Source organism: Paraburkholderia caledonica (genome assembly GCF_000383275.1).
Classification (GTDB): Bacteria; Pseudomonadota; Gammaproteobacteria; order Burkholderiales; family Burkholderiaceae; genus Paraburkholderia; species Paraburkholderia caledonica.
In genome coordinates this window covers 210,024-233,259 of record NZ_KB911035.1, presented here as the reverse complement: position 1 = coordinate 233,259, position 23,236 = coordinate 210,024, and the positions used below count along the sequence as shown (strand labels likewise).

18 protein-coding genes are annotated in these 23,236 nt (G+C 63.3%); 7 read left to right on the top strand and 11 right to left on the bottom strand.

Going from position 1 to position 23,236, the window contains the following annotated elements; translation table 11 throughout:
• Nucleotides 1-6 precede the first annotated feature (6 nt).
• From bcsB to bcsD, 5 genes are all read right to left on the bottom strand, one after another.
• Nucleotides 7-2,643 (bottom strand): cellulose biosynthesis cyclic di-GMP-binding regulatory protein BcsB, encoded by a 2,637-nt coding sequence (bcsB, locus tag H281_RS0107190; protein ID WP_027804369.1) that lies wholly within the window; start codon nucleotides 2,641-2,643, stop codon nucleotides 7-9.
• A 3-nt stretch (nucleotides 2,644-2,646) separates the two neighbouring features.
• Nucleotides 2,647-4,851: a UDP-forming cellulose synthase catalytic subunit gene (gene bcsA, locus H281_RS0107185; protein WP_020066409.1), complete on the bottom strand. Its 2,205-nt coding sequence runs from the start codon at nucleotides 4,849-4,851 to the stop codon at nucleotides 2,647-2,649.
• On the bottom strand, nucleotides 4,848-5,636 hold the full coding sequence (bcsQ, locus tag H281_RS0107180) for a cellulose biosynthesis protein BcsQ (protein ID WP_020066408.1): 789 nt from the start codon (nucleotides 5,634-5,636) through the stop codon (nucleotides 4,848-4,850). The genes bcsA and bcsQ overlap by 4 nt, the downstream gene beginning before the upstream one ends.
• Nucleotides 5,633-6,622, bottom strand: coding sequence for a cellulose biosynthesis protein BcsP (gene bcsP / locus H281_RS0107175; protein WP_033379478.1), 990 nt, complete (start codon nucleotides 6,620-6,622; stop codon nucleotides 5,633-5,635). The genes bcsQ and bcsP overlap by 4 nt, the downstream gene beginning before the upstream one ends.
• Before the next feature lie 139 nt (nucleotides 6,623-6,761).
• On the bottom strand, nucleotides 6,762-7,217 hold the full coding sequence (bcsD, locus tag H281_RS0107170) for a cellulose biosynthesis protein BcsD (protein ID WP_020066406.1): 456 nt from the start codon (nucleotides 7,215-7,217) through the stop codon (nucleotides 6,762-6,764).
• Between the two features lie 591 nt (nucleotides 7,218-7,808).
• On the opposite strand from bcsD, the gene H281_RS0107165 reads away from it, so the two are divergent.
• The gene (locus H281_RS0107165) at nucleotides 7,809-10,151 is read left to right on the top strand and encodes a bifunctional diguanylate cyclase/phosphodiesterase (RefSeq protein ID WP_020066405.1); all 2,343 of its coding nucleotides are present in this window, start codon (nucleotides 7,809-7,811) and stop codon (nucleotides 10,149-10,151) included.
• 77 nt (nucleotides 10,152-10,228) lie between these two features.
• Here H281_RS0107165 and H281_RS36755 read toward each other — a convergent pair whose 3' ends face one another.
• Both H281_RS36755 and H281_RS0107155 read right to left on the bottom strand, forming a co-directional pair.
• Nucleotides 10,229-10,372: a hypothetical protein gene (locus H281_RS36755; protein ID WP_020066404.1), complete on the bottom strand. Its 144-nt coding sequence runs from the start codon at nucleotides 10,370-10,372 to the stop codon at nucleotides 10,229-10,231.
• Between the two features lie 62 nt (nucleotides 10,373-10,434).
• A complete protein-coding gene (locus H281_RS0107155; protein ID WP_020066403.1) occupies nucleotides 10,435-10,725 on the bottom strand; it encodes a hypothetical protein in 291 nt (96 codons plus the stop codon).
• A gap of 331 nt (nucleotides 10,726-11,056) precedes the next feature.
• Between H281_RS0107155 and H281_RS0107150 the strand changes: the two genes are divergently transcribed.
• Complete coding sequence (locus H281_RS0107150) at nucleotides 11,057-12,163, top strand: 4-oxalomesaconate tautomerase (protein ID WP_020066402.1); 1,107 nt, start codon at nucleotides 11,057-11,059, stop codon at nucleotides 12,161-12,163.
• A 72-nt stretch (nucleotides 12,164-12,235) separates the two neighbouring features.
• On the opposite strand, the gene H281_RS0107145 is transcribed toward H281_RS0107150, so the two are convergent.
• Together H281_RS0107145 and H281_RS0107140 are read right to left on the bottom strand one after the other, a co-directional pair.
• Complete coding sequence (locus tag H281_RS0107145) at nucleotides 12,236-13,558, bottom strand: LysR family transcriptional regulator (RefSeq protein ID WP_020066401.1); 1,323 nt, start codon at nucleotides 13,556-13,558, stop codon at nucleotides 12,236-12,238.
• Nucleotides 13,555-14,256 carry a GntR family transcriptional regulator gene (locus H281_RS0107140; protein WP_027804368.1) on the bottom strand — a complete coding sequence of 234 codons (702 nt, stop codon included), beginning with the start codon at nucleotides 14,254-14,256 and terminating at the stop codon, nucleotides 13,555-13,557. Before H281_RS0107140 ends, H281_RS0107145 begins: the two co-directional genes overlap by 4 nt.
• A 400-nt stretch (nucleotides 14,257-14,656) precedes the next feature.
• Here H281_RS0107140 and H281_RS0107135 point away from each other — a divergent pair, with 400 nt between their 5' ends.
• The 4 genes from H281_RS0107135 to H281_RS0107120 all read left to right on the top strand — a co-directional run bounded on the left by H281_RS0107135 (nucleotide 14,657) and on the right by H281_RS0107120 (nucleotide 19,057).
• Nucleotides 14,657-15,502 (top strand): gallate dioxygenase, encoded by an 846-nt coding sequence (locus H281_RS0107135; RefSeq protein WP_020066399.1) that lies wholly within the window; start codon nucleotides 14,657-14,659, stop codon nucleotides 15,500-15,502.
• The gene (locus H281_RS0107130) at nucleotides 15,499-15,858 is read left to right on the top strand and encodes a protocatechuate 3,4-dioxygenase subunit alpha (RefSeq protein WP_020066398.1); all 360 of its coding nucleotides are present in this window, start codon (nucleotides 15,499-15,501) and stop codon (nucleotides 15,856-15,858) included. Before H281_RS0107135 ends, H281_RS0107130 begins: the two co-directional genes overlap by 4 nt.
• A gap of 107 nt (nucleotides 15,859-15,965) precedes the next feature.
• Nucleotides 15,966-17,309 (top strand): MFS transporter, encoded by a 1,344-nt coding sequence (locus tag H281_RS0107125; RefSeq protein ID WP_020066397.1) that lies wholly within the window; start codon nucleotides 15,966-15,968, stop codon nucleotides 17,307-17,309.
• A 278-nt stretch (nucleotides 17,310-17,587) separates the two neighbouring features.
• Nucleotides 17,588-19,057, top strand: coding sequence for an alkaline phosphatase family protein (locus H281_RS0107120; protein ID WP_020066396.1), 1,470 nt, complete (start codon nucleotides 17,588-17,590; stop codon nucleotides 19,055-19,057).
• A 45-nt stretch (nucleotides 19,058-19,102) separates the two neighbouring features.
• Here H281_RS0107120 and H281_RS0107115 read toward each other — a convergent pair whose 3' ends face one another.
• Nucleotides 19,103-21,469 carry a DNA polymerase II gene (locus H281_RS0107115; RefSeq protein ID WP_027804367.1) on the bottom strand — a complete coding sequence of 789 codons (2,367 nt, stop codon included), beginning with the start codon at nucleotides 21,467-21,469 and terminating at the stop codon, nucleotides 19,103-19,105.
• Between the two features lie 184 nt (nucleotides 21,470-21,653).
• Between H281_RS0107115 and H281_RS0107110 the strand changes: the two genes are divergently transcribed.
• Nucleotides 21,654-22,079, top strand: coding sequence for a PRC-barrel domain-containing protein (locus H281_RS0107110; protein ID WP_020066394.1), 426 nt, complete (start codon nucleotides 21,654-21,656; stop codon nucleotides 22,077-22,079).
• 136 nt (nucleotides 22,080-22,215) lie between these two features.
• Here H281_RS0107110 and H281_RS0107105 read toward each other — a convergent pair whose 3' ends face one another.
• On the bottom strand, nucleotides 22,216-23,226 hold the full coding sequence (locus H281_RS0107105) for a DUF2891 domain-containing protein (RefSeq protein ID WP_020066393.1): 1,011 nt from the start codon (nucleotides 23,224-23,226) through the stop codon (nucleotides 22,216-22,218).
• Between the last annotated feature and the right edge of the window lie 10 nt (nucleotides 23,227-23,236).

Below are 23,236 nucleotides of genomic sequence, written 5' to 3'. Positions count from 1 at the left end.
GTCCTGTTAGTCCTTCAAACGGCGCGCCGCGACCGAGCGCAGCATCCGGTAGAACAGCGCCGCGATGATCAGCGCCGCGAGCACGCCGCCCAGCATCAGCAGCAACGGATGCGACGACAGCGCCCAGCGCAGATACTCCTGCGGCGATAAATGGCCGACATAGTACGCGTCGCCATTCGACGTGATCGTGACCGTACGGCCGTGGATCACGGCCATTGCGCCTTGAATCTCCGGCAGCACGTCGGCGTCGAGCAGGGCGGCCGACAGATCGGCGTCCGACTGCCCGGCCGCACTTACGAGAGCCACCGCGCTGCGGGTCTTTTTCAGCGGCGATTCGAAGCCGGTCAGGAGCGCGTCGCCGTTCGAGCTGACGAGCGTGAGGTCGGCGCGCGCGGGCAGGCGCTCGACGCCGCGCTCGCCATGCCACCAGTCCTCGAGTTTGAAGACGATGTCGGACAGCTGGAACGTGCGCGAGTCGCCGTCGCTCGAAAACGGCATCGACTTGGCCCAGCGTTGAAGTAGCGGTTGCTTGCCGGGCGCGCCGAAAATCAGCAGGTCCTTGTCGGCGTATTTGTCGACGTCGTCGGCGGTGCCCACTGTCACGCCCGCGACCGGATAGCCGGTCGACGCGCCCATGCGTCCCATGGTCAGCAGGTAGAGGCTGTAGTCGCTCGAGTCGGCGTCGTTCGGCAGGATCACCGCCGTTTCCGACAGATCCGCCATGCGCGTGAACGGAAAGCCGCTGTTCGCGAACGCTGCGAGATCGGGCAACGCCATGTAGTGGGGAAACGACGACAAGTCGATCGTCGAATTCGGGTCAACCGCGCCGATCACGTTCTCAAGCAGTCGCCCGTGACATTCGCCGGTATTCGGAATGTCATAGTAAAAGTGCAGGCGCAGTTGCGCGCGCGGGGTCAGCAGCAGCGGCGGAATATGCAGCGTGCGGCGCGCCTCGGCCGTCTTGTCGGGCAGCACGCGCGCGAAATAATGGCTCAGGTCGAATACCGAACTGGACTCGGCCGGAATGGGCAGCGCCTGCACGAAGCCGCTGTTCACGCTGACGTTCAGCGACGAGCGGTCGCGCTGCGGACGCACCGTGTAGCGGTAGCGCAGGTCGATCGGCGCGCCCTTGGTATGCCACATGAACAGGTCGGGCGGTACGCGCAGATTCACGTGGACCGCGTCGGCGTCGTAGCCCGACACGGTCAGGTCGCGCGCGTCGGCAAGCTCGCCAAAGCGAACCGGTCGATGCGTGGGCAGCCAGTTGGGCGCGTCGTAGGGCGTGCGCTTCGCAAGTTCGGTGAGCCGCGTAATCGTCACGCTTTGTCCGGTCAGCGTGTTCTGTCCGATACCGAGCGCCCGCGCGGCGATCTTCAGTTCGGCGTCGGTGCGTCCCAGCACCAGCAGCAGCTTGCCGCGCGCCGGCGCTTCGCGGTCGACCACGGCGATGGTCGGGCCGGAGATAGCTGGAATCGTGACGCCGGCGGGGCGCTGGTCGTCGGTGGCGAACACGACGGCGTTGCCCGACAGCGGCACGTTGTCCTGCTGCGCCGGGAACAGCGCACCGCGATAGCCGGCGAGCGCGCCGAACCACGAGGCCACGATGCCGCCTGCCTCGAGCGTGCCGGCTGTCGGCTTCTGCGGAAACACGAACGGCAGTTCGAGGCGCCGCACGTCGCGTCGGTCGAAGAACGGTTGCGGCAGGGCCGCGAGATCCGGCTTGCTGGCGAGCGACGCGTACGTCAGATCGAGCGAGCTTGCATTGCTGACGGTAGCCCATAGCGACGAGTTCGCCGGGTCCTCGCAACTCGCCGTGTAATGCCCGATCAACTGCACGTTCAGGTGATTGAATTCGCTGACGAAGCGCGGGTCGAGCGACACGTCGCGCGCGACCAGCATGCCGGCCTGATCGCGCGGCACGGGCAGCGTTGCAGCGACTTCGCCGTTTACCAGCACCTTGAGTTGCGAGATGTTCGGCAGCAGGGCCGGCGAGTAGCTGTAGATCAGATGCAGGATCGCGCCCGTTACCACCTCGTCGCCGCGCACCGAGAACGCGACGCCGTTCTGGCCGTCGGTGCCGCGCAACTGCAGCGGATCGAGCGCGCCCAGGTCGGCGAACGTGAGCGTCTGGCGACGGCCGCCCGGCACCAGCGTGCCCGGTTCGGCGGTGGTCGGCGTCTTGACGCCCAGCGCTTTTACCGCCGACGCGGCGAGCGCCGGCGTGGGCGTCGCCAATGGCGCTTGCGCGATCATCGCCGGGTCGTAGGGTACGGCGGGGCTCGGCGCGGGGCCGTTGCCAGTGCCGGTTGCATGTGTTGCCGTGTTCCCAGCCGCCGCTGCGGGCGGCGTTGCCTGCGCTCGAAGCAAGGCTTGCGCGCGCGGCGCGGCGGTGTCGGCTGCGTTGGCTGAGTTGGCCGTGTCTGCCTTTCCGGCGGTGCCCGACGCCGCAGCGGCCGCTTCGGCCACCGATGCGAGCGGCGCGGCCAATGCGGTCTGCAACGCGAGCCAGCACGCGACGCCGCGCGTCAGCCGTGAAGAGCGAGGGCGCTGCGCGTCGCGGCGCTGCAAGTTTGTGTCACTGTGCGACTCGTAACGCTGCTGATTCGAGCGTTCGATGCTTCCCTTCGCCATCCAGTTGCGCATAGATCAGTCTTTGGTTTTTAGCTTCTTGACGTCCACCGGACGGCTTTTCATCGAGCTTCGCAGGTCGTTGTAGAGGTGCTCGAAGAGGCCTGCGATGCCGCGCACGCCCACCGTCAGCACGTGCGAGAGCCCGCGCAGCGGCGTGTCCTGCTGGCGCCCCTCGGCCCAGCCGGTCCAGGCGTCGGCGCGTGCAAACGTGGTCTTGACGAACTCGTATTCCTGCTCGCGCGTCATCGCGGAAAAGCGCAGGCCGACCCGGCCCGGCGCCGTGAAGCCGACCGTGGCGGGGAACGCGTATTCCTCGTCGCCGCGAAAGAGCGACACGGTGACGCGCTCGTGCATCGGCACCTGAATGGCCGCGGGCAACGCGACACCTACGCCGCCTTCCGAGTAGTCAATGGTCTTGCAGGCGAGCGTGCGGCCCGTGGAGAACTTGAGCATGACCGGCATTTCCATCGCCACGCGATGAACCGCGCGAATCTGCCGGCGCTCGCTCGCGGCAGCCACGCTCGCGCCGAGAATCAGCATGTTGTACGTGGTCCAGCCGAGGTTCAGCACGGTGGTCTGCACGATGCTGCGGGTATGCCAGTTCAGATAGATATGCACGATGCCCACGCAGAAACCGATCAGGTTCAGCAACAGCAGGAACAGATACGGCCGCGAGATCGCCCAGTCGAAATAGTTCTTCTCGATCTGGCCACCTTTGGCCGTCACGTTGAACTTGCCGAGCTTCGGGTTGATGAGCGCGAGCAAGGTGGGCGCGGTGATATACGACGCCAGCACCGATTCATAGACCTCGGCCCAGAACGAATGGCGGAACGAGCGCTGCATGCGCGAATTGGTAATGCTCGCGTGCATCATGTGCGGCAACGCGTAGATGGCGATGGTGCTCGCGGCGGCTTCGATCACGTGCGCGCCGAAGAACAGATACGACAGCGGCGCGGTGAGAAACACGAGACGCGGGATGCCGTAGAAGAAGTGCATCATCGCGTTCAGATAGCAAAGCCGCTGGCCGAACTTCAGGCCCTTGCCCGTGAGCGGATTATCGATCCGGAAGATCTGCGTCATGCCGCGCGCCCAGCGAATCCGCTGGCCGATGTGACCCGACAGGCTTTCGGTCGCGAGCCCCGCGGCTTGCGGAATCGCCAGATACGCTGTGGTGTAGCCGAGACGATGCAGCTTCAGCGCGGTGTGAGCGTCTTCAGTGACGGTCTCTACCGCGATGCCGCCGATCTCCTCGACCATCGTCCGGCGCAGCAGTGCGCATGAACCGCAGAAGAAGGTGGCGTTCCACAGATCGTTGCCGTCCTGCACGAGCCCATAGAACAGTTCGCCTTCGTTCGGCACTTTGCGGAACGTGCCGAGGTTGCGCTCGAACGGGTCAGCGGAGAAAAAGTGGTGCGGCGTTTGCAGCATCGACAGCAGCTTGTCGCGCAGGAACCAGCCAAGGCCGATCTGCAGGAACGAGCGCGTCGGAATGTGATCGCAATCGAAAATGGCGAGGTATTCGCCCTTGGTGATCTTCAACGCTTCGTTGATGTTGCCGGCCTTCGCGTGGCGGTTGTGCGTGCGGATCGTCCAGTTGACGCCGACTTCCTCGCAGAACGCCTTGAACTCGGGACGGCGGCCGTCGTCCAGCACGTGGATGGACAGTTTTTCGGCCGGATAGTCGAGTGCGAGCGCCGCGTAGATGGTCGGCTTGACCACCGAAAGCGGCTCGTTATAAGTGGGAATGAAGACGTCGACGGTAGGCCAGTCGCTGCGCGAGGCGGGCAGCGGCATCGGCTTGCGCTTGAGCGGCCATGCGGTCTGAAAGTAGCCGAGCAGCAGCACGAGCGTCGAATAGACTTCCGCCGACACGAGCAGAAGACCCCACGCGGCGTCGAGCGGATGCTCCCAATAAGTCGTCGAGGTCAGCCGCCAGTACATATAGCGGCCCGACGTCACCACTGAGAGCATGATCATCACCATCGTCGCGTAACGGCCTTGCAGGCGGCGAAACAGCAGCGCGGTGACGAAGCAGCAGGTGGCGAACGTGAGTTGCTCGTAGAAAGCGAGCGGCACCGTGAAAACGAAGTACAGCATCACCAGTGCGAACAGCGTGACGAGACCGGTGACGATGCGGCTATTCCAGAAGCGTGCGTCGACAAAGCGTTCGAACCGCGACGGTTCGCTCGCTTCAATGCCTTCGGGATGAGTCGTGCTCATGCGACATTCCTTGGCGAGACAGCGATCGCGTCGACCGCCGACATCAGCCACGTGCCGCACGCGCGGAAGTCGGCGGCGGCCTGGCTAAGCGGATCGTAGTGGATGAGCGTGGTGTCGCAGGCGAGTGCTTCGCTCACGCCTTCGTCGAGATGGATCACGCCGGGAAAGAGTTTCTCGCCGAGCATCTGGCGCAGAACCTTGAGTACGTCTTTGGTCAACTGGCGCGACTGGTCGATCTGATTGACCACATAGCCCACGCCGCCGAACTCGGCGCGCGGCGCCGCGTAGGTGTCGATCAGCCGCTCCATTTGCGGGATCGCCGCGTAAGAAGCGGCGTCGGCCAGCACCACGTTCAGCGCGAAAGTGGCCGCGCACAAGGCGGCGCGCACGTACGCCGAAGAACCCGGCGGGGTGTCCACGACTACGACGTCGGATGCTTCGAGCCTCAAGCTGCGCAACGCATGCGCGAGCCACAGCGGGTCCTGGTCGACATGCGCCTCGAAGCGGCGGCGGTCGTCTTCCAGTACCGCGCCGTATGGCAGCACGGTGACGCCGTCGACGCCGTCGAACATGACCGACTGCCATGCGTCGCCGGTCAACGTGGCACGCGAGATGCCGTCGATGCTGTCGAGCGGCACGCCGAAGTGCAGACGCAGCGCATTCTGCGGATCGAGGTCGAGCGCGATCACACGCCGGCCGCTCGCGGCGAGCACCGAAGCGAGGTTCGCGGCGAGGGTCGTCTTGCCGACGCCGCCCTTGGCGGACACTACCGCAATGACTTTCATGAGCGGCGCGGGCGGTTGACGAGCCACGATTTGGACTCGGCGGGTTCGGCGCTGACTGCGGACGCCGCGGCTGCGCGCGGCGTGCCGCGCAGGCGGTCGAACAGCGATTGCAGCGGCACCGCTTGCGTGGCGGGCGCGGCCGCGTGGAGCGGCGTGGTCTCCGCTTGTGAGCTAAACAGCTTGCCGAGGATCGACGTGGGTTGCGAAGCTGCCATGGACGTTGGCGCAGACATGAAGGGCTGCGTGCGGGCCGAGGCGGGGGCAGGCGCGGGCGCGGCGTGGGGCGTGCGGGCGGCGCCCGGACCGGAACGGGCAGGCACCGGCGCTTGCGCCCATGCCGGAGCGGCCGCAGACGTTCGCGCCGATGCCGCGGGCGGATTGCTCGCAGCAGCGATGGCCGGCGCACTCTGCATGAACGGCGGGATCGGCGGGATCGGCGGGACGGCGGAAACTGGCGCGAGCGGCGCGATAGATGCGATCCTGGCGGTAGGGACGACAACAGCCACCGGCTCGGCCTGTCTCGTTGCCGGTGGAACCGGAGACGAAACCGGCATCGACGCAGCATCAGCCGCCTTCGAAGCCGTTGCCTGCGTGAGCTCGCCATGCGTTTCGGGCGCACCGAAGCGCGATGCGCCGCGCGGCGCGGCCGGCGTTGCCGCAGCCACGACAACCGGCGGAATGTCGCGGCGATGCGAGCGCGTGAAAAGCGGTGCCTTTGCGCGCGTCACCGAGGCCGCGTCTTTCGGCGTGGCCGGGTCCTGACGCTCGACGGCGAGCGCGGCGGCCTCATCTGCCACCGGTTGAGGTCTTGCTTGTGCGCGTTGCCCGATTGGGGGAATCAGCGGCTGCTTGAGATCGAGCGTCACCAGCAACGGCCAGCGCGTGCGCGCCGAATGCGCCTCGTTCTCGCGCCCGATCTCCTGGTACGCGTTGGCGTCGCCGCCGAAGTGATCGAATAATTTCTCGATGTCGCTTGATGAACTCATGTTGCCGCCATTCATTTAGTGCTTTACGTTGCCCGGTCCTTACTTCCGGTCGCGGCGCGAAACCAGTGCCCAACCTGACTGCCCGCTGCTGGTCGCGCACCGGTCCTGCGCGCAGCTCGGCCCTGGCCTGTTACGGCTTTCACGCTGCATGACGGCCGAGACGGAACTCGAGCGCCGTGTCTTGCGAATACTCGCTGGTTTGTGCGACTGACAAGCCTTGCGCGCCAAGCGCGCTCAACCAGGTCTGATACGCGCCTTCCAGGAATGCCGGGGTCCACGCGAGCGCGTCGTTGCCGAACGCCGGCAGCGGCGCGCAGTAGTGAACGATGCGTAGCGACTCCGAGTCGTCGGCGAGTTCGACATATCCCCAATCGATTTCCTGCCAACGCTCGTTCAGGGTCCGCTCGAGGTCGGTGGTCGAGTCGCAGGCAGGCAGCGGATGGGCCGCAGCAAACCGACTTCCCACGCGGTGCATCAGTTGACGCAATTCATCGCGGCCGATCTGCGCCTCGAACTCCGAGGCCAAGGCGCAAAGCATGCCCCGCCATTGCGGTGACATCTGGCGTTCGAGCAGGTAATCGAGGATTGGAACCATGTTTTCTGGAAAATGGCCGTCGATGCCAACTGGCTAAAAAGGACCGCGACGACCGGGTGCAGGGACAGTGCTCGCATAACTCGCGCAAGGCCGCGTAGGTTAGTTTTACCGCTTTCACCAGGCGCTTCCGCACACTTTGAAGCAGTCTACTTAAGACATTAACTTTTAGCCACTTTCGGTCACCTGGCCGATACGTGCGAACCCTATGCTGCATACAGAAGGACCACGAAGCATTACAACTTCTGCCATGAGTCTGTGGCTCGCAAACGACTGTTGCGCTCACAACTTCCAGGTGTATTAACGGCTGCTTTGTTCAAGGCATTGAGGATCTTCGCCTTCCTTTTTCTACCGACGTGCATTTCCGCGCGAGGGGCTATTTCTCGTCGGAATTAATTTCCGGCCGGGAGTATGATCGCCGAGCCCCGAGCATTGCGGATTCAGCGCGCGGGCGCGGCCCAGTCGCTGCGTCGCCTGATCCGAGCGAGCGCCCGCGTATTTATTGCCGGATATTTTTGGAAAGGCTCAACATTCGTCAGATGTTTGCCGATATACATGGATAGAGTGACCGGACCTGCCCTGTAGCCCATCCTTATGCTCCTCACTTCGACGCAGCACTCATCCGATGCCAGTCTGCGCGAGCGCTTTCACCGGCGCTCGCTTGAACATCAGCGTCCGCTGTCGACCGTGACAATGGCGTTCACCGTCGTTGCGTTCCTCTCTCTCGTCGCGGCGCGTGCGTTTGTCGGCGGACCGGCGGCGCCGCTTGCGTATCGCCTTGGCTGTGCGCTAGTGCTGGCTTTGCTGGTGCTGGCCATCCCGCGTGCGAAGTCGACGTGGACCTTCGGGGCAATCGGCGTCGCGTTTTCGCTCGCGCTCGTCGGCGGACTTGCGCTGAATGTTGTGGGCTTGCAACAGCCGCTGCTGTGGACGCTGCCGGCGATGGTTGTGATACCGGTTTGCGCCGCGCCGCTCTGGCTCACGCCGACGCATTTCTTTGTCGGCAGCGCGCTCTTCTATGCGGCAGCGATTCCGCTGCTGCCTGGCGCGCCGCGCACGGCCAACGTCGACGTCGTCATGTGGATGTGGATCGCGGCGATTGGCTTGCCGACCTCGGTCGTATTTCATTTCGGCTTCTACCGGTTCCGGCGGAATCACTTCCTGCTGGAGGACCAGTTGGCTCAACTGGCGGCCACCGATCCATTGACCGGTCTGCAAAACCGCCGCGCGTTCGTCGCCCAGGCGGAGCGGCGGCTCGCGGACGTGGCGCAGGGCGGAGAGGTCAGCGCGATCTTTCTGGACATCGACAACTTCAAGTCGTTGAACGACCGGTTCGGTCATGGGGTGGGCGACCTTGCGTTGCGCGAAGTCGCGCAGGTGCTGCTCGACGGAACCGGCGGCACGGACAGCGTGAGCCGGATCGGCGGCGAAGAATTTGCCATATTGCTATGCGACGGACTGGCCGGCGCGCTGCGCCTCGCCGAGCGGCTGCGCGGCGCAATTGCCGAGATTGAGCGCCCGGACGGCAATCTGACTGCCAGCTTCGGCGTGGCCGAACACCGCAGCGGCGAAAGCATCATGGTGCTGCTCGACCGCGCCGATGAAGCGTTGCTGCGCGCCAAGCATTCGGGCAGGAATCGCGTGTGCTCGGAGCGCCCGCTGCCGCAGGCACCGCTGCAATCGCTGATCGAAGACGCCTGTGGTGCGGCGGGCTCGGCGGGCGCGTCGAACTCGCGGCATCGATGGGAAGACTACTACCTGACCTCTCATTTTCAGCCGCTTTTCAGCTTGTCGCATCAGAAGCAGGTGGGCTTCGAGGCGCTGCTGCGGGGCGAGCTGGACGACGGCACGCTGCTGCCGCCCGCGGCGCTGTTCGCGCCGAAGCCCTCCAACGACGAAGGCGTGCTCGACCGTGCGAGCCATGCCGTGCACCTTGCCAACGCACGCGCGTCGCTGCCCGCCGACGGCTGGCTGTTTCTCAACATTCTGCCGGCCACGTTCGTCGCCGACGGTTATGCGGATGACCTCGCCGCCATCGTGCGAAGGGTGGGACTCGCGCCGCAGCAGGTGATTCTGGAAATTCTCGAGTCGCATGGCGGCAGTGTCGGCGAGATGTCGCGCGCAGCGGCGCTGTATCGCGAACACGGTTTCCTGATTGCCGTCGACGATTTCGGAGCCGGCCAGTCGAACCTCGACCGGCTGCTGCGCATCCGTCCGGATATCGTCAAGCTCGACGGCGAACTGATACGCGCGACGAGCCACGGCACCGAACAGCCGATCTTGCCGAAGCTCGTGTCGCTGTTGCATCAGGCCGGCATGCTGGTGGTAGTGGAAGGTGTGGAAACGACCGAGGAGCTGATTCTCGCCGTCGAATCGAACGTGGACTTCGCGCAAGGGTATCTGCTTGGGCGGCCGGCAGCGCAGATCGTTTCGCCTGGCTCCGTGCATCTACGAATTGACGATGCGTTCGACATGATCGCGCAGGGCCGCGCGCATCAGCATGCGTTGTTCGAATCCGTGGTCGAGCCGTACCGCGTGGCGTTGCGCGAGGCCGCGGACGCGTTGCATGCCGGCGTAGCCATGGATCGCGCGTTCTCTTCTCTGGCGACGTTCGAGCGTTGCGTAAGCTGCTTCATCCTCGACGCTTCCGGACGCCAGCTCGGTCCCGAAGTGCCGGGGCCGGCGTGGAGCATGGAAGGCGCTTCGCTGCATCCGGTGGCGAATCCGCGAGACGCGCGCTGGGATCATCGGCCGTACTATCGCAATGCAGTGCTGTTGCCGGGTGTCGCGATCGCCAGCAATCCATATCTTTCGCTAGCGAGCGGCAGGCCGTGCATCGCAGTGACGCTCGCTGCACAGTTCGCGGACGAGCGTTCGGTGATCGGCGTCGAACTCGACTGGTCGGCGCAGGGTTTGCCCTGGCCGGCGCGGGAATGACGGCACCCAAGCGGCGCCGTGCAACGACCGTTCACCGCAATCCAGCGAGCCCCGCTGCATCGCGCCCCGCCGAGCCCTTATTCGGCGATTGAGAAGCGCGCCGGACGGCTTTGTGTCGACTTCCTGGGGCGCTCGACGCGCGCCGTGGCTCCGCGGATGAACAGCACCGCGCAGAACGCAACCATTGCCCAGATGCAGAGAATTACCGTCAAAGCGCTCATTTCTTGTCTCGAAGATTGGAAACCGCGGTTATTGCTGTCGGCCTTGTTTTATTCAGGGCCGGTCAGTGCATCGTGAGCTGGTCGGCCCCGCCGGAAACAAGCTCGTCGATCAGACGCGTGGTCAGACCCAGTTGCTGTTCCAGCGACGCGCGCGCTGCCTGTGCCGCTGCATCGTCGCCGCGCGCCGCAGCATTGTACGTCTGCGTCGCGAGGTGCAACACATTCTGCGAAGCAATGTGCAGGCCGTGCATGGTTTGCGCATCGGCGTCGGGCGCAGGGTTGGTCCATTCGGCCGTTGCCGGCTCGAGCGGGTTTTCGTCGAACGGGCGATTCTGGCGATGACGGGAAGACATCTGAAGCTCCTGACGCAATTGGCACAATGTCAGTGTGCGCTGGGTGGCCGAGCTTCAATTGGTCGAATAGAAGGCGGTTTTGAAGCCAATCCCCGGCGATGGGCAAATGCGCGCATTTCGTATGGAGAAAACGGTTTTCACGTGGACGTTGCGTCAACGCATGCCAGCAGGCTCGCATTCGTGCCATTCCAGGCGGCTTGCAACAAGGCTGCAGATCGCCGTCAGGCATAGTCGATAAACAGATTGGATGGACTTGCAGGCCGCTTTAGGTGCTGTGCCGGCGGCATCGAAAACTACAATGAGAGCCGCCTATTAGCGATGGAGACTCGCGATGCCCAGCCGCACCCAGACCCGCATTCCCTGCATGATGATTCGCGGCGGCACGTCCAAAGGCGCGTTTTTCATGGCGTCCGACTTGCCCGCTGAGCCCGCCGAACGCGACCGTGTGCTGCTCGCGGTGATGGGCTCGCCCGATCCGCGGCAGATCGACGGCATCGGCGGCGCGGACCCGCTGACCAGCAAGGTCGCGATCATCTCTCCATCGTCGCGCGAGGACGCCGACGTCGACTATCTGTTCGCGCAAGTCGTCGTCAACGAGGCGCGCGTCGATTTCGGCCAGAACTGCGGCAACATTCTCGCGGGCGTCGGGCCGTATGCGATTGAACGCGGACTCGTCAACGCTGAAGACGGCAGCACGCGCGTGGCGATTCACATGGTCAACACCGGGCAGATCGCGGTTGCAACGGTCCGCACACCGGGCTGTCGCGTGACGTATGAAGGCGACGCGCGCATCGACGGCGTGCCGGGCGGCGCCGCGCCGATTCCGCTCGAGTTCCGGGATACGGCCGGCTCGACGTGCGGCGCGCTGCTGCCGACGGGACGGCTCAAGGACACCGTGGAGGGCGTCGAACTGACGTGCATCGACAACGGCATGCCGCTCGTGCTGATGCGAGCGCGCGACCTGCAACGCACCGGTTACGAAACGCGCGAAGAACTCGACGCAGACAACGAGCTCAAGGCGCGCATCGAAAAAATCCGGCTTGTCGTGGGCCCGATGATGAACCTTGGCGACGTCAGCGCGCGCACGGTGCCGAAGATGTGCCTCGTGGCGGAGCCGCGCAACGGCGGCACCATTTCCACGCGCAGTTTCATTCCGCACCGCTGCCATGCATCGATTGGCGTGCTTGGCGCAGTCAGCGTGGCGACGGCGGCGGTACTGCCCGGTACGGTGTGCGACGGCATTGCGAAAGTGGAACTCGAAGGTGCACGCAAACGGGTTTCCGTCGAGCATCCGACCGGCGAGTTCACCGTCGAACTCACGCTCGGCGGCGAGCCCGAGCGGCCCGAAGTGCTGAGCGCGGCGTTGCTGCGCACCGCGCGCTGGCTGTTCGACGGTGTGGTCGGCATTCCTTCCTCGGTATGGGAGCCGCAGGTCTAGCGACGGATACGACCGCGGTCCTCGCTGCTGGTCGTTAGCGGACCATCAGCGGGCAGTCGCCGCAAGCCGCCGCTAACTTGCCGCGACGCTGACTGTGCGCGTGAGCTCGACCACCGACAGACGAATTGCGTCGATCAGCGCCCGAGCCGCCGGCGAGGGTGTACCTGCCGCGCGCATGGTCAGCCCAATCTCGCGCCGCGTGTTGTGCAGCGGCACCTTGAGTACTGCGAGTTGCCCCGCTTGCACCTCGTAGTGCAACTGCTGCGCGGACAGCGCCGCCACCATGTCGGTGCCAAGCAGCAGGCCGCGAATCACGGCGAGGTCGGCGGTTTCGACCGTGGGCAGTGGCGGTTTGATTTTCATCCGTTTGAACTGGGCTTCGAACAGCGCTCGCGCGGGCGCGTGACTGCGCGGCAGGATCCACTGCGCGTCACGCAGATCCGCGATGTTCGGCTCATGAGCGCGCGTAAGCGGATGATCGCGCCGCACGAGAAGCACCATGTCTTCGGACATCAAGCGCTCGTTCTTCAGGCCGCTCGTCGAGTCGTTCTCGCGCAGCGCGCCGAGAATGAAGTCGATGTCACCCGCTCTCAATCCCGCGACCAGCGCTTCATACGCGCTTTCGTCGGTGACTACCCGCACGCCCGGATTGTCCGCGCTCAATTTCGCAATCGCTTTGGGAAGGATCAGCGTGCGCCCGAGCGGCAGCGCGCCGACCGTTACCGCGCCCCGGATATTGCCGCGCAGGGCGGCGATATCGTCGGGTACGTGGCGCAATTCGTTCAACGCGCGCCGCACATGCAGCAGAAACGTTTCACCTTCGGCGGTGAGCAGAATGCCGCGCGGGCTCCGGTGAAAGAGGCTCAGTCCCGAGCCGCTTTCGAGCACACGAACCGCGGTGCTGACGGCGGGCTGACTGATACCGAACGTTTTGGCCGCGCTCGGCATATGACGATGCCGTGCAAGCGCGACGAAAATCTGCAGCCGCCGTGTGTTCAGCAGATAGGCCGGCAGTGCGCCTTCAGCAGCAGGGCGGCGGCGCGCCTGCCGCGCAGCGCACCATTGTGCGAGTTCTTCGAGTTCTACGAATATCCGTTCGCAGCGAAGCAGCACCGCCCGGCCAACGGGTGTGGGCAGCATGCCCGAAGGACCGCGATCGAATAGCGGTTCTCCAACTGCCGACTCGAGTTCCTGAACCGAGCGCGTCACCGCCGATTGCGCGCGAAACAGCGCGGCGGCCGCACGCGTTGCACTGCCCATGTCCGCGACAAGGCGAAAGGCGCGCAGTTGCGCGAGATTGAGCAGGTCCTTGCTGCTTGCGGGCGCCGTGGTCTTCGCAGGCGCTTTGCCGGGCGCGTCGTTTCTGACGGCAACGAGCGATGCGTCGCGCGTCATGCGGCGCCTGCGATCAAATGCAATGCCGGCAGCGACAGATTCAGACTTTCCTTCGATATGTGCGTGTGCTCTTTCATCAACGCCTCGACGCGCGCGCCTTCGCCTTTCTTCAACGCGTCCGCGATTGCGTGGTGCTGTCGGTGGGCGTACATCAGCATCATGAATTGACGCTCGCGTGCGGCTTCGTCGAATGCGATGGTGGAGGGCGAGACGAACGGAATCTTGTCGTTCAGACTCAACGCGGCGCTGACCGCCGTGTTCTGCGCTGCCTCGATGATGAGCGAATGGAAGCGTCCGTTCATCGCTGCATAGCGCACGTCGTCGCCGGGTTGAAGGTTGCCGTTGCGAAAGATGTCGTCGCCTTCGCGCAGGCAATCGTCGAGCGCGGCGGCAAGTGCAACGTCCACGCCGCTCTCGGCGACCGCACGCGCGGCGAGACCTTCGAGCACGCCGCGCACGTCGATTGCGTTCAGTACGTCGCGTACGCTGAAGCGGCGGACTATATAGCCGCGCGCGCCCGAGCGGTCGAGCAGTCCTTCCGAAGACAGCACACTGAGTGCATAGCGCAGCGGCGTACGTGATACGCCGAGCGATTGCGCGAGTTGCGCTTCGACGAGTCGTTGGCCCGGCGACAGTTCTCCTGCCAGGATCTTCTCGCGTAAGGTCTGAACAATAGCCTGCTGTGTCGTTTCGTTCATCGTCATCTGCTCATTGGACGTCGTCCAGTATAGCCACGCAAAACGCGCCGCACCACGGTAGAGACACACCTTGCGAGTTGGTTTCAGAGGCATCTATTTTGTTTATGGCTACCTGTCACCAAAACTCCTTGGAAAATGCTGCGCACGGGGAATTGGGATACAAAACGCTCCAAGCGGAGGAAGGCTTTCAGGACTGATACAAGGCTCAGACAGTCTGCAATGGGGCTTCATATAGGCACTCATTGACCCCATAACATTGGTTTACCCGTACTTCCTAAAAAGCCGCGCAACTCTTATCTTGGTATCCCAAGAGTAATGCGAGAAGGCGTTCAGCCTTCCTGCAACGTATCCGATTGACCCGCAGTAATTGCGCAGCACGAAGCGACGGAAGACAAACGAAATGGCAAGGATCATTGGTGGCATCGGCACCTCGCATGTGCCGACTATCGGCATGGCGTACGACAAGGGTAAGCAGAACGACCCGGCATGGGCGCCGCTCTTCAAGGGCTACGAGCCGGTTGCGAACTGGCTCGCCGAGCGTAAGCCGGACGCTATGGTGATGTTCTACAACGACCACGCGAACAGCTTCTTCTTCGACTGTTACCCGACCTTCGCCCTGGGCGTGTCGGGCAATCATGAATTCGCGGACGAGGGTGCGGGCAAGCGTCCTCTTCCGGATATCGCGGGCCATCCCGATCTTGCAATCCACATTGCCGAGCAACTGGTCAACGACGAGTTCGACCTCACCATCTTTCAGGACCGTCCGCTCGATCACGGCTGCAATTCGCCTCTCTCGTTGATGCTGCCTCATGCCGGCGGCTGGCCGCTTGCGCTGGTGCCCGTGCAGGTCAACGTGCTGCAGTATCCGCTACCGACCGCGAACCGCTGCTATCGCCTTGGCCAGGCGTTGCGCCGCGCGATCGAATCGTTTGAAGAAGATCTCGACGTGGTAGTGGTCGGTACGGGCGGTCTTTCGCACCAGGTGCACGGCGAGCGCAGCGGCTTTAACAACACCGAGTGGGACATGGAGTTCCTCGACCTGATCGTTCATGAACCGCAACGTCTTGCCGCGATGAAGCATGTCGATTACGTGCGCCTCGGCGGCGCGGAAAGCGTCGAAACGATCATGTGGCTCGCCATGCGCGGTGCGCTCGGTCCGAAGATCCGCGAGCTGCATCGCAATTACTACCTTGCAACAAGTACCGCAATGGCCGTGACGATTTACGAAGACGAGGTGGCGCAATGAATCCGCAACTGATCGGCGTCGAAGAACTGACGGGCACGTATCCGTTCGATATCCGCCAGAGCATCAAGGCGATGCGCCTGAACCGCTTCTTCTGGCAGATGCGCGAAGCGGCGGCGCGCTCACTGTGGCTCGAAAATCGTCAGGCGGCGTATGACAAGGCAGGTCTCACGCCGCAGGAACGCACGCTGGTCGACAACGCCGACTGGATCGGCCTGATCCGCTACGGCGTGTGCTTCTTCGTGCTAGAGAAATTCGCGCGCGTGGTGAAGATCACCAACCTCGGCATGTACGCAAGCATGCGTGGCGAAACCCTCGAAGCGTTTTTAAAGACGCGCAACGTGCCCGACGCCGTTTAGCGCGCAGCACTTGAGCCGCGCGCTGGCGGCTTCTTCATTTCGATGCAGAACAAAACCCGGCTTCCACGGAAAGCCGGGACGGGAAACTATTTTCTTCGGAGACATGCATGAAATCTGCAGATTCAGTCGACATCAAGGCGTTTATCGACGCACGAAAGGTGTCGCCCTACCAATGGCTCGTGCTCGTTCTGTGTTTTCTGATCGTCATGATGGACGGCCTGGACACGGCCGTGATGGGCTTCGTTGCGCCTGTCATCATGCATGACTGGAATGTGAGCCGCACCGCGTTCGGTCCGGTGATGAGCGCTGCCATGGTCGGCCTCGCGGTCGGCGCGTTGGCTGCGGGCCCTGTTGCCGATCGCATTGGACGCAAGAAGGTGCTCATTGCTTCGGTGTTCTGCTTCGGCTTTTTCAGCCTGATTTGCGCATTTGCCGAGACGCCTGTGCAACTCGTCGCGCTACGTTTTCTCACGGGCCTCGGCCTTGGCGCCGCCATGCCGAATTCGACCACGCTGCTCTCCGAATATGTGCCGTCGCGCAATCGCTCGCTGCTGCTCACGATCATGTTCACGGGCTTCAATTTCGGCTCCGGCGCGGGCGGCTTCGTCGCGGCTTCGCTGATCCCGCACTACGGCTGGCGCGCGGTGTTCATGTTCGGCGGAATTCTGCCGATTGTGAGCGTGCCGCTGCTGCTGTGGCTGCTGCCTGAATCCGCGCGTCTGATGCTGGTGCGCAAACTGCCCACTCAACGTATTGCGGCGACGCTCGGGCGCGTGTGCGGCCACGAATTCAGCAGCGACGTGCGCTTTACGGCGCCTGAACCGGTGGTCGCCGCCAAGGCGCCTGTGCGGATGCTGTTCGCCGACGGCTACGCATTCAGCACGCTGATGCTGTGGCTGACCTATTTCATGGGACTGCTGATCATTTATCTGCTGACCGGCTGGCTGCCGACGCTGATCAAGGACGCCGGTTTGCCCGTCGAGCGCGCGGCCGCGATCACCGGCATGTTCCAGTTGGGCGGCACTGTCGGCGCGGTGGCGGTGGGCTTCGCGATGGACCGTCTGGACCGCAACGGCGTGATCGGTGCGGCCTACCTGCTGGGCGGCGTATTTATCTTTGCGCTCGGCATGGGCACGCTCAAGTCGAGCCTGCTGCCGGTTCTCGTCACGTGTGCGGGGTTCTTCATGAGCGGCGCGCAGACCGGCTTGAATGCACTGGCGCCGAGCTGCTATCCGACGCGGGCACGGGCGACGGGCGTGAGCTGGATGCTCGGGTTCGGGCGCCTCGGCGGGATTCTGGGTTCGCTCGTGGGCGGTGCGCTGCTGTCGCTCGGGTTCAGCTTCCAGGTAGTGTTCTCGGTGCTGGCTGTCCCCGCCATCATCGCGGCCGTTGCAATCGTGATGAACCGGCTTGCGCTGCGCTTCATCAGCAGCCCGGTTGCCGACGCATAAGCCCTGAACCAGGGGCGTTGCGAAGGCTTATAGCCGGTCGCTGTTTCCGGCCGTGCCGCATCGCTCAGGCCCGGCGCGGCGCGGGCATATCGCTCACCGTTTTCCATTGCTGGCCCAATCCTGTTGCCGTGGAAGAAGCCGGGCTGCGTTGTCAGCCCGGCTTTTCTTTTTAGCGGAACGGTAATTGCTCCCTCGTTGCACGAAATCGCCCGGCGGTAAAAATCCGCCACGCGAATTCTTCCACGAAAACAGCAAGCAGCTAACAAAGGGAGACGATCATGACGACCAGGCCAACCAATCCGCCCGATGCAGGCCGCCGCAAGGTTCTTGCCGCGCTGGCAGGCTCAATAGCACTGTCGGCGTGTGGAGGAGGCGGCGGAGGCGGTAACAGCGGCGGCTCCGGAGGAACGCCAGCCGTCGGCACGATTCCTCCTGGCCGCGCGAATCTGCCGCGTCCCGCGCTACCCGATCCGGCCACCTCGGGCATCGACCACGTGGTGCTCGTCACCATGGAAAATCGCTCATTCGACCATCTGCTAGGCTGGGTGCCCAATGCGGAAACTGCACAGAGCGGTCGAAATTTCAAAGATGCATTTGGCGAAACTCACACGCCGTTCTCGCTCCCCTCGAACGCCGCCTATGGTTTCCAGGCCTGCTCGTTCGCCGACCCCAATCACTCATACGACGCCGGACGCGTTCATCTTGCCAATGGCGCAATGAATGGCTTCCTGCTCACGCCCAACACGAGCCTCGCGCGTGGCGACCTGTTGCCGATCGGTTATTTCCAGGCGGCAGACCTCGACTTCTATCGCGGCGCGGTACCGCAGTACACCGTCTGCGACTATTACATGAGCGGCATTCTGGCCGACACTTATCCGAACCGCGTCTATCTGCACAGCGGCGAGACAGACCGCTTGTCGGACACGCTCGCCACGTCGACGCTGCCAACGATCTGGGATCGCCTGGACGCGAAAAACGTCTCGTCCGCCTACTACTTCCACGACGTGCCGTTTACCGCGCTCTACGGCACGCGCTACGTGGGCCGCTCGAAGCTCTTTGCCAACTTTCTCTCCGATGCCGCCGCGGGCACGTTGCCGTCGTTCTGCATGGTCGAGCCGAGCTTTGGCGGCGAGGCGCAGGGCACGTCGAACGACGACCATCCTCACGCCGACGTGCGCAACGGCCAAGTGCTGCTCGGCCAGATCTACGATGCGCTACGCACCAGCCCCAACTGGAGCAGGACGCTGATGATCATCGTGTATGACGAGTGGGGCGGCTTCATGGAGCATGTCGCGCCGCCCGTTAAGCCGGTGTCCGCCGCCGAGGCCGCACTCGGCAACGACGGCCGGCTCGGTTTTCGCGTGCCCTGCATGCTGCTCGGACCGCGTGTGCGTGCCAACTACGTGTCGCGTTATCCGTTCGACCCGAGCTCCATTCACCAGTTGCTCGCATGGCGCTTCGGACTGGACCCACTCGGTGTGCGCGCGAGCGATTCGACAACCTTCAACCTGGCCTATGCGCTCGACTTTACCGACGCCGCGCGCACCGACGCGCCGGCGATCGCGGTGACGCAAGGCACCTTTGGCTCTGCCTGCTCGAATCTATCGACGGCGACTTCGGGCGCGAGCGGCATCGAGCAACTCGACAAGAGCCAGGCCGTGCCCAACACGGCGATCAGTGCGCCGGGTGGCCGTTTTGCCGAGTTGCGAACCAAAGCGGACGCGCTCGGCTTTCCGGCGCCGCAATAAGCCTGAATGATATGGCTTGCCCGACTTTACGCTGCTGGCACCCCGTCAGAACAACTGTTTCTGCCCGGACGTCAGCCGCGTAAAGTCGTCGCGCAGCAGCGGCAAGATTGCGTCTGCAACGGGTTGCAATTGACGCGTCAGATAGTGCTCGTAGTCGATGGCCGAGCGTAGCGTTTCGAGCGGCTCGGGTCCGGCGATCGTCATGACGTAGCTGATCCAGCCGCCGTTCTGATATTGCAGCGGGCGTCCTTGCCGGCGGTTGAATTCGTCGGCGACGCGCGCTGCGCGCACGTGAGGCGGCACGTTGCGCTCATAGTCGCCAAGCGGCCTGCGCAGGCGCTTGCGATAGACGAGCTGATCGTCGAGCTTGCCTGCGAGCGTATCGCGCACATAGTCGCGCACGTAGTCCTGATAAGGCTGCTGTGTGAAGATGCGCCGATAGAGCTCCTGCTGAAATTGTTGCGCGAGCGGAGTCCAGTCCGTTCGCACCGTTTCGAGTCCTTTGTAGACGATCTCTTCGCTGCCGTCCGGCAAAACAGTAAGCCCCGCATAGCGCTTCTTGCTGCCTTCTTCGGCGCCCCGAATGGTCGGCATGAAGAACCGCCGGTAATGCCGCTCGAACTGCAGTTCGAGTGCGCTCTCCAGCCCGAAACGCTGTTGCAGATCCTGCCGCCACCATGCGTTGATATGGTCGACAAGCGTTCGTCCAATGCGGCTCGCTTCTTCTTCGCCGTGCGCGTGCTTGAGCCAGACAAAGGTCGAATCCGTATCGCCGTAAATGACTTCATAACCTTCGGCCTGAATCAGCTCGCGCGTGCGGTGCATGATCTCGTGACCGCGCATCGTGATCGACGACGCAAGCCGCGGGTCGAAAAACCGGCAACCTGTCGAACCGAGCACGCCGTAAAACGCATTCATGATGATCTTCAGCGCTTGCGAGAGCGGCTTGTTCTGCTCGCGCTTAGCTGTCTCGCGGCCTTGCCAGACCTGGCTCACAATCGACGGCAGGCAATGGCGCGTGCGAGAGAAGCGGGCGCCGAGAAAGCCCGGCACCGATTGATCGTCGGCGGGATTCAGCATGCCTTCTACCAGTCCGACCGGGTCGATCAGAAACGTACGAATGATCGACGGGTACAGGCTCTTGTAATCGAGCACCAGCACTGAATCGTAAAGTCCAGGGCGCGAGTCCATGACGAATCCGCCGGGACTCGCGGCGCCCGCCACGTCGCCGAGATTAGGTGCGACATAGCCTTGCCGGTGCATTCGCGGCATATACAAATGCGTGAACGCCGCAACCGAACCGCCGCTGCGATCGGCAGGCAGGCCGGTTACGGTGGCGCGTTCCAGCAGAAACGGCAGCAGTTCTGTTTTGGCGAAAATGCGCGTAACGAGCTCGCAATCCTTCAGGTTGTACCGGGCGAGCGCCGGCTTGTCCTCGTCGAAGCGGCGCTGGATCTCATCCATGCGCTGATAAGGATTGTCGATAGCTTTGCCTTCGCCGAGCACGGCGCGCGAAACGTGTTCGAGACTAAACGACGGGAAGCTCCACGTCGCGGAGCGTAACGCCTCTATGCCGTCGATGATTAGCCGCCCGGCTGCACCCGCGAAATAGTGGTTCTGCTTGAGGCCGTGTTCGCGCCATTCCATCGCGGCGCCGCCACGTCCAAGCCGAAGCGGCACGCGGTATTGTTCGGCATGCTGCTGGAGTACACGCAAATCGAACTGCACGAGATTCCACCCGATGATCGCATCGGGATCGTGCCGCTCCATCCACGTATTCAACTTTTCGAGCAACTGTGCGCGCGTTTCGCAGTATTCGAGGTCGAAGTCGAGTTCACTCGCGTCGCCGTTCGGCGGCCCGAGCATATACACCTGACGCTGCCCGCAACCTTCGAGTGCAATCGAATAGAGTTCGGCGTGGACGCTCGTTTCAATATCGAGCGACACGAGTTTCAATGAAGGACGATAGTCCGCTGCCGGTTTCAACTCGCCATTCACGAGCGCGCCGTCGCGTGCATGATCACCGCTGAACATGACCGGCGCGGTGATGAAACGCTCCATCATGTAGCGCTCGGGCGGAAAGATGTCGGCTTCATAGACGTCGACGCCGCCTTGCTTCAGGCGCTTTTCAAAGGCGGTCAACTGACGATATTGCGGACAATACAGTCCCATCACGGGCCGATGATGAAAGTCGCGCAGTTCCAGTGAACGCAGATCGAGCGGTGCTTCGCGACGCAGAATGGTTTCGGCGCGCTCGCGCTGTTCAGCGGGAATGAATGCAACCGATGTTTGATGCCGCAGACGGATGTGGCGAGGCCCGCCGTCCGTTGCCAGCCAGAAATCGACTTCGGTGCCGGCGGGTGTGTCCCGCCAATGCCGCGTCAAGATGAAACCCTGTTCAAGCTCAGTCAAACTCACCACCTCGGAAACAGCGCGTTATCGCCCGATGCGATTTTACCGCCCTGTGTATGCAGCGCGCTCCGCCCCTGTGTCACCGAGCATGCAGCCGCGCGTCGCAGCCGGTATGATGCTTTCGCAGCGTTTCGTTCGGCGCGATTATGCGCCGGTCAGATCTTCTAAAAAGGGAGTAAATAGAATGACCTTGGGCAAACTTCTGGTGGCTGTCGCGGTAGCTGCAACGAGCTTTGGCGCGCAGGCGCAAGTCGCCGGCACGCAACCCCTGAGTGTCACCGTCGAGCAGTCCAATGCGCTGCTGAACGGCTGGAGCGTGAAGAAGAGCATTCTTGGCAAGGCTGTGTACAACGACCAGAACGAGAAGATCGGCTCGATCCGCGATCTGGTGGTCGCACCGGACGGCTCGCTTTCAGCAGCAATCGTCGCTGCGGGCGGTTTCCTTGGCGTTGCGTCGCATGACGTAGCGGTGCCTATCGCAGCACTCGACATTCGCTCGGGCAATTTTTATCTGGCCGGCGCGACGAAGGCAGCCTTGAAGGCAACGCCGGAATTCCAGTACAACAAGGTCCAGGCGCCGGCGAAGCCGAAGAAGCTGTCGACACAGTGATGCAGGTGGCGGCGGATTCGCGGGCTCTACGAGAGGCCCGACTTGAGGCGCGCGATTTGTCGCCCGATTTGTGAGTTGATCCGTCGTCCCACGCAGATCTGTTTTGCAGGCCGGACATAGCCGGCCTGCACCCAACTCACGCTTCCAGTGCGAGCGTAGCGAACGTGCCCAGCCAATGCTCGCCCATGTAATCTCCCGCCACGTGAGGCAGCGCGCTTTGCAAATGCCGCTCGGCCGAATCGAACAGCACTGCGCGCCGTATGTCTTGCGCCGGTAGCGCGCGGGCCAGCGAGCGTTGACACCATGCACGGCTCAGATTGAGGCCGTCGAGGTGCGCAATCTTGCCGTCGGTGCGATCAGTGACGGTAACCGGTTCAAACAGCGTCGCGGGCTTTTTCGCACCCAGATCGGGAAGAAAGCGGCCGAACCAGTCGACGAACTGAGCGGGCGGCAACACACGCCGCATCAACTCGGCTTCCATCAGCGAAGGGGACAGAAACTCGTCGCCCGCGGGCTCCCATGCCTGGCAACCCACGTCGTGCAAAAACCAGCGCTCCGCGGTACTGACGATCAGCGCTTCGAGCTGGCTGTGTGACGTTTGCCGCGCGAAATCCAGCGTGAGTGCAAGCGCAAATGCCATGTTGAAGTGCGTGCCGACGCGCAACGGATAGGTGGCCTTGGGAAGGAACGTCTGGAAGCGTTCGACGAAAACTTCGGTCAGCGGCGCGAACGTTTTCGCCCACCGCGCAGCATCCGACAGCTTCAACGAATGTAACTGCGCGCTGAGCGCGAGCAGCCATGCCCAGCCATACGGCCGCTCGAAGCCAAGGTTGTGCGGCAAGTCCAGATAAGCGCGCTCGCCGGCCACGTTTGCCGTGGTGAAGTGCTCGTCGACCACAGCGACGATACGTGCTGCTTCCGGCAGGTCCGGAAAGCGCTCTATTAAATGAAGAACCAGCCAGTAGCCGTGCACGCACGAATGCCAGTCATAGCTGCCATAAAAGATCGGATGCAATGCACGAGGGCTCTTGACGTCTTCGGGACCGGCAAGCGAATGCGTGAGTTTGTTCGGATATTCGCGCGTGAGGTGGGCGAGCGCAAGGTTGGCGAATTTCGAAGCGAGTTTGCGAGTGAGCAGGGCAGTCATTAGCAGTTCC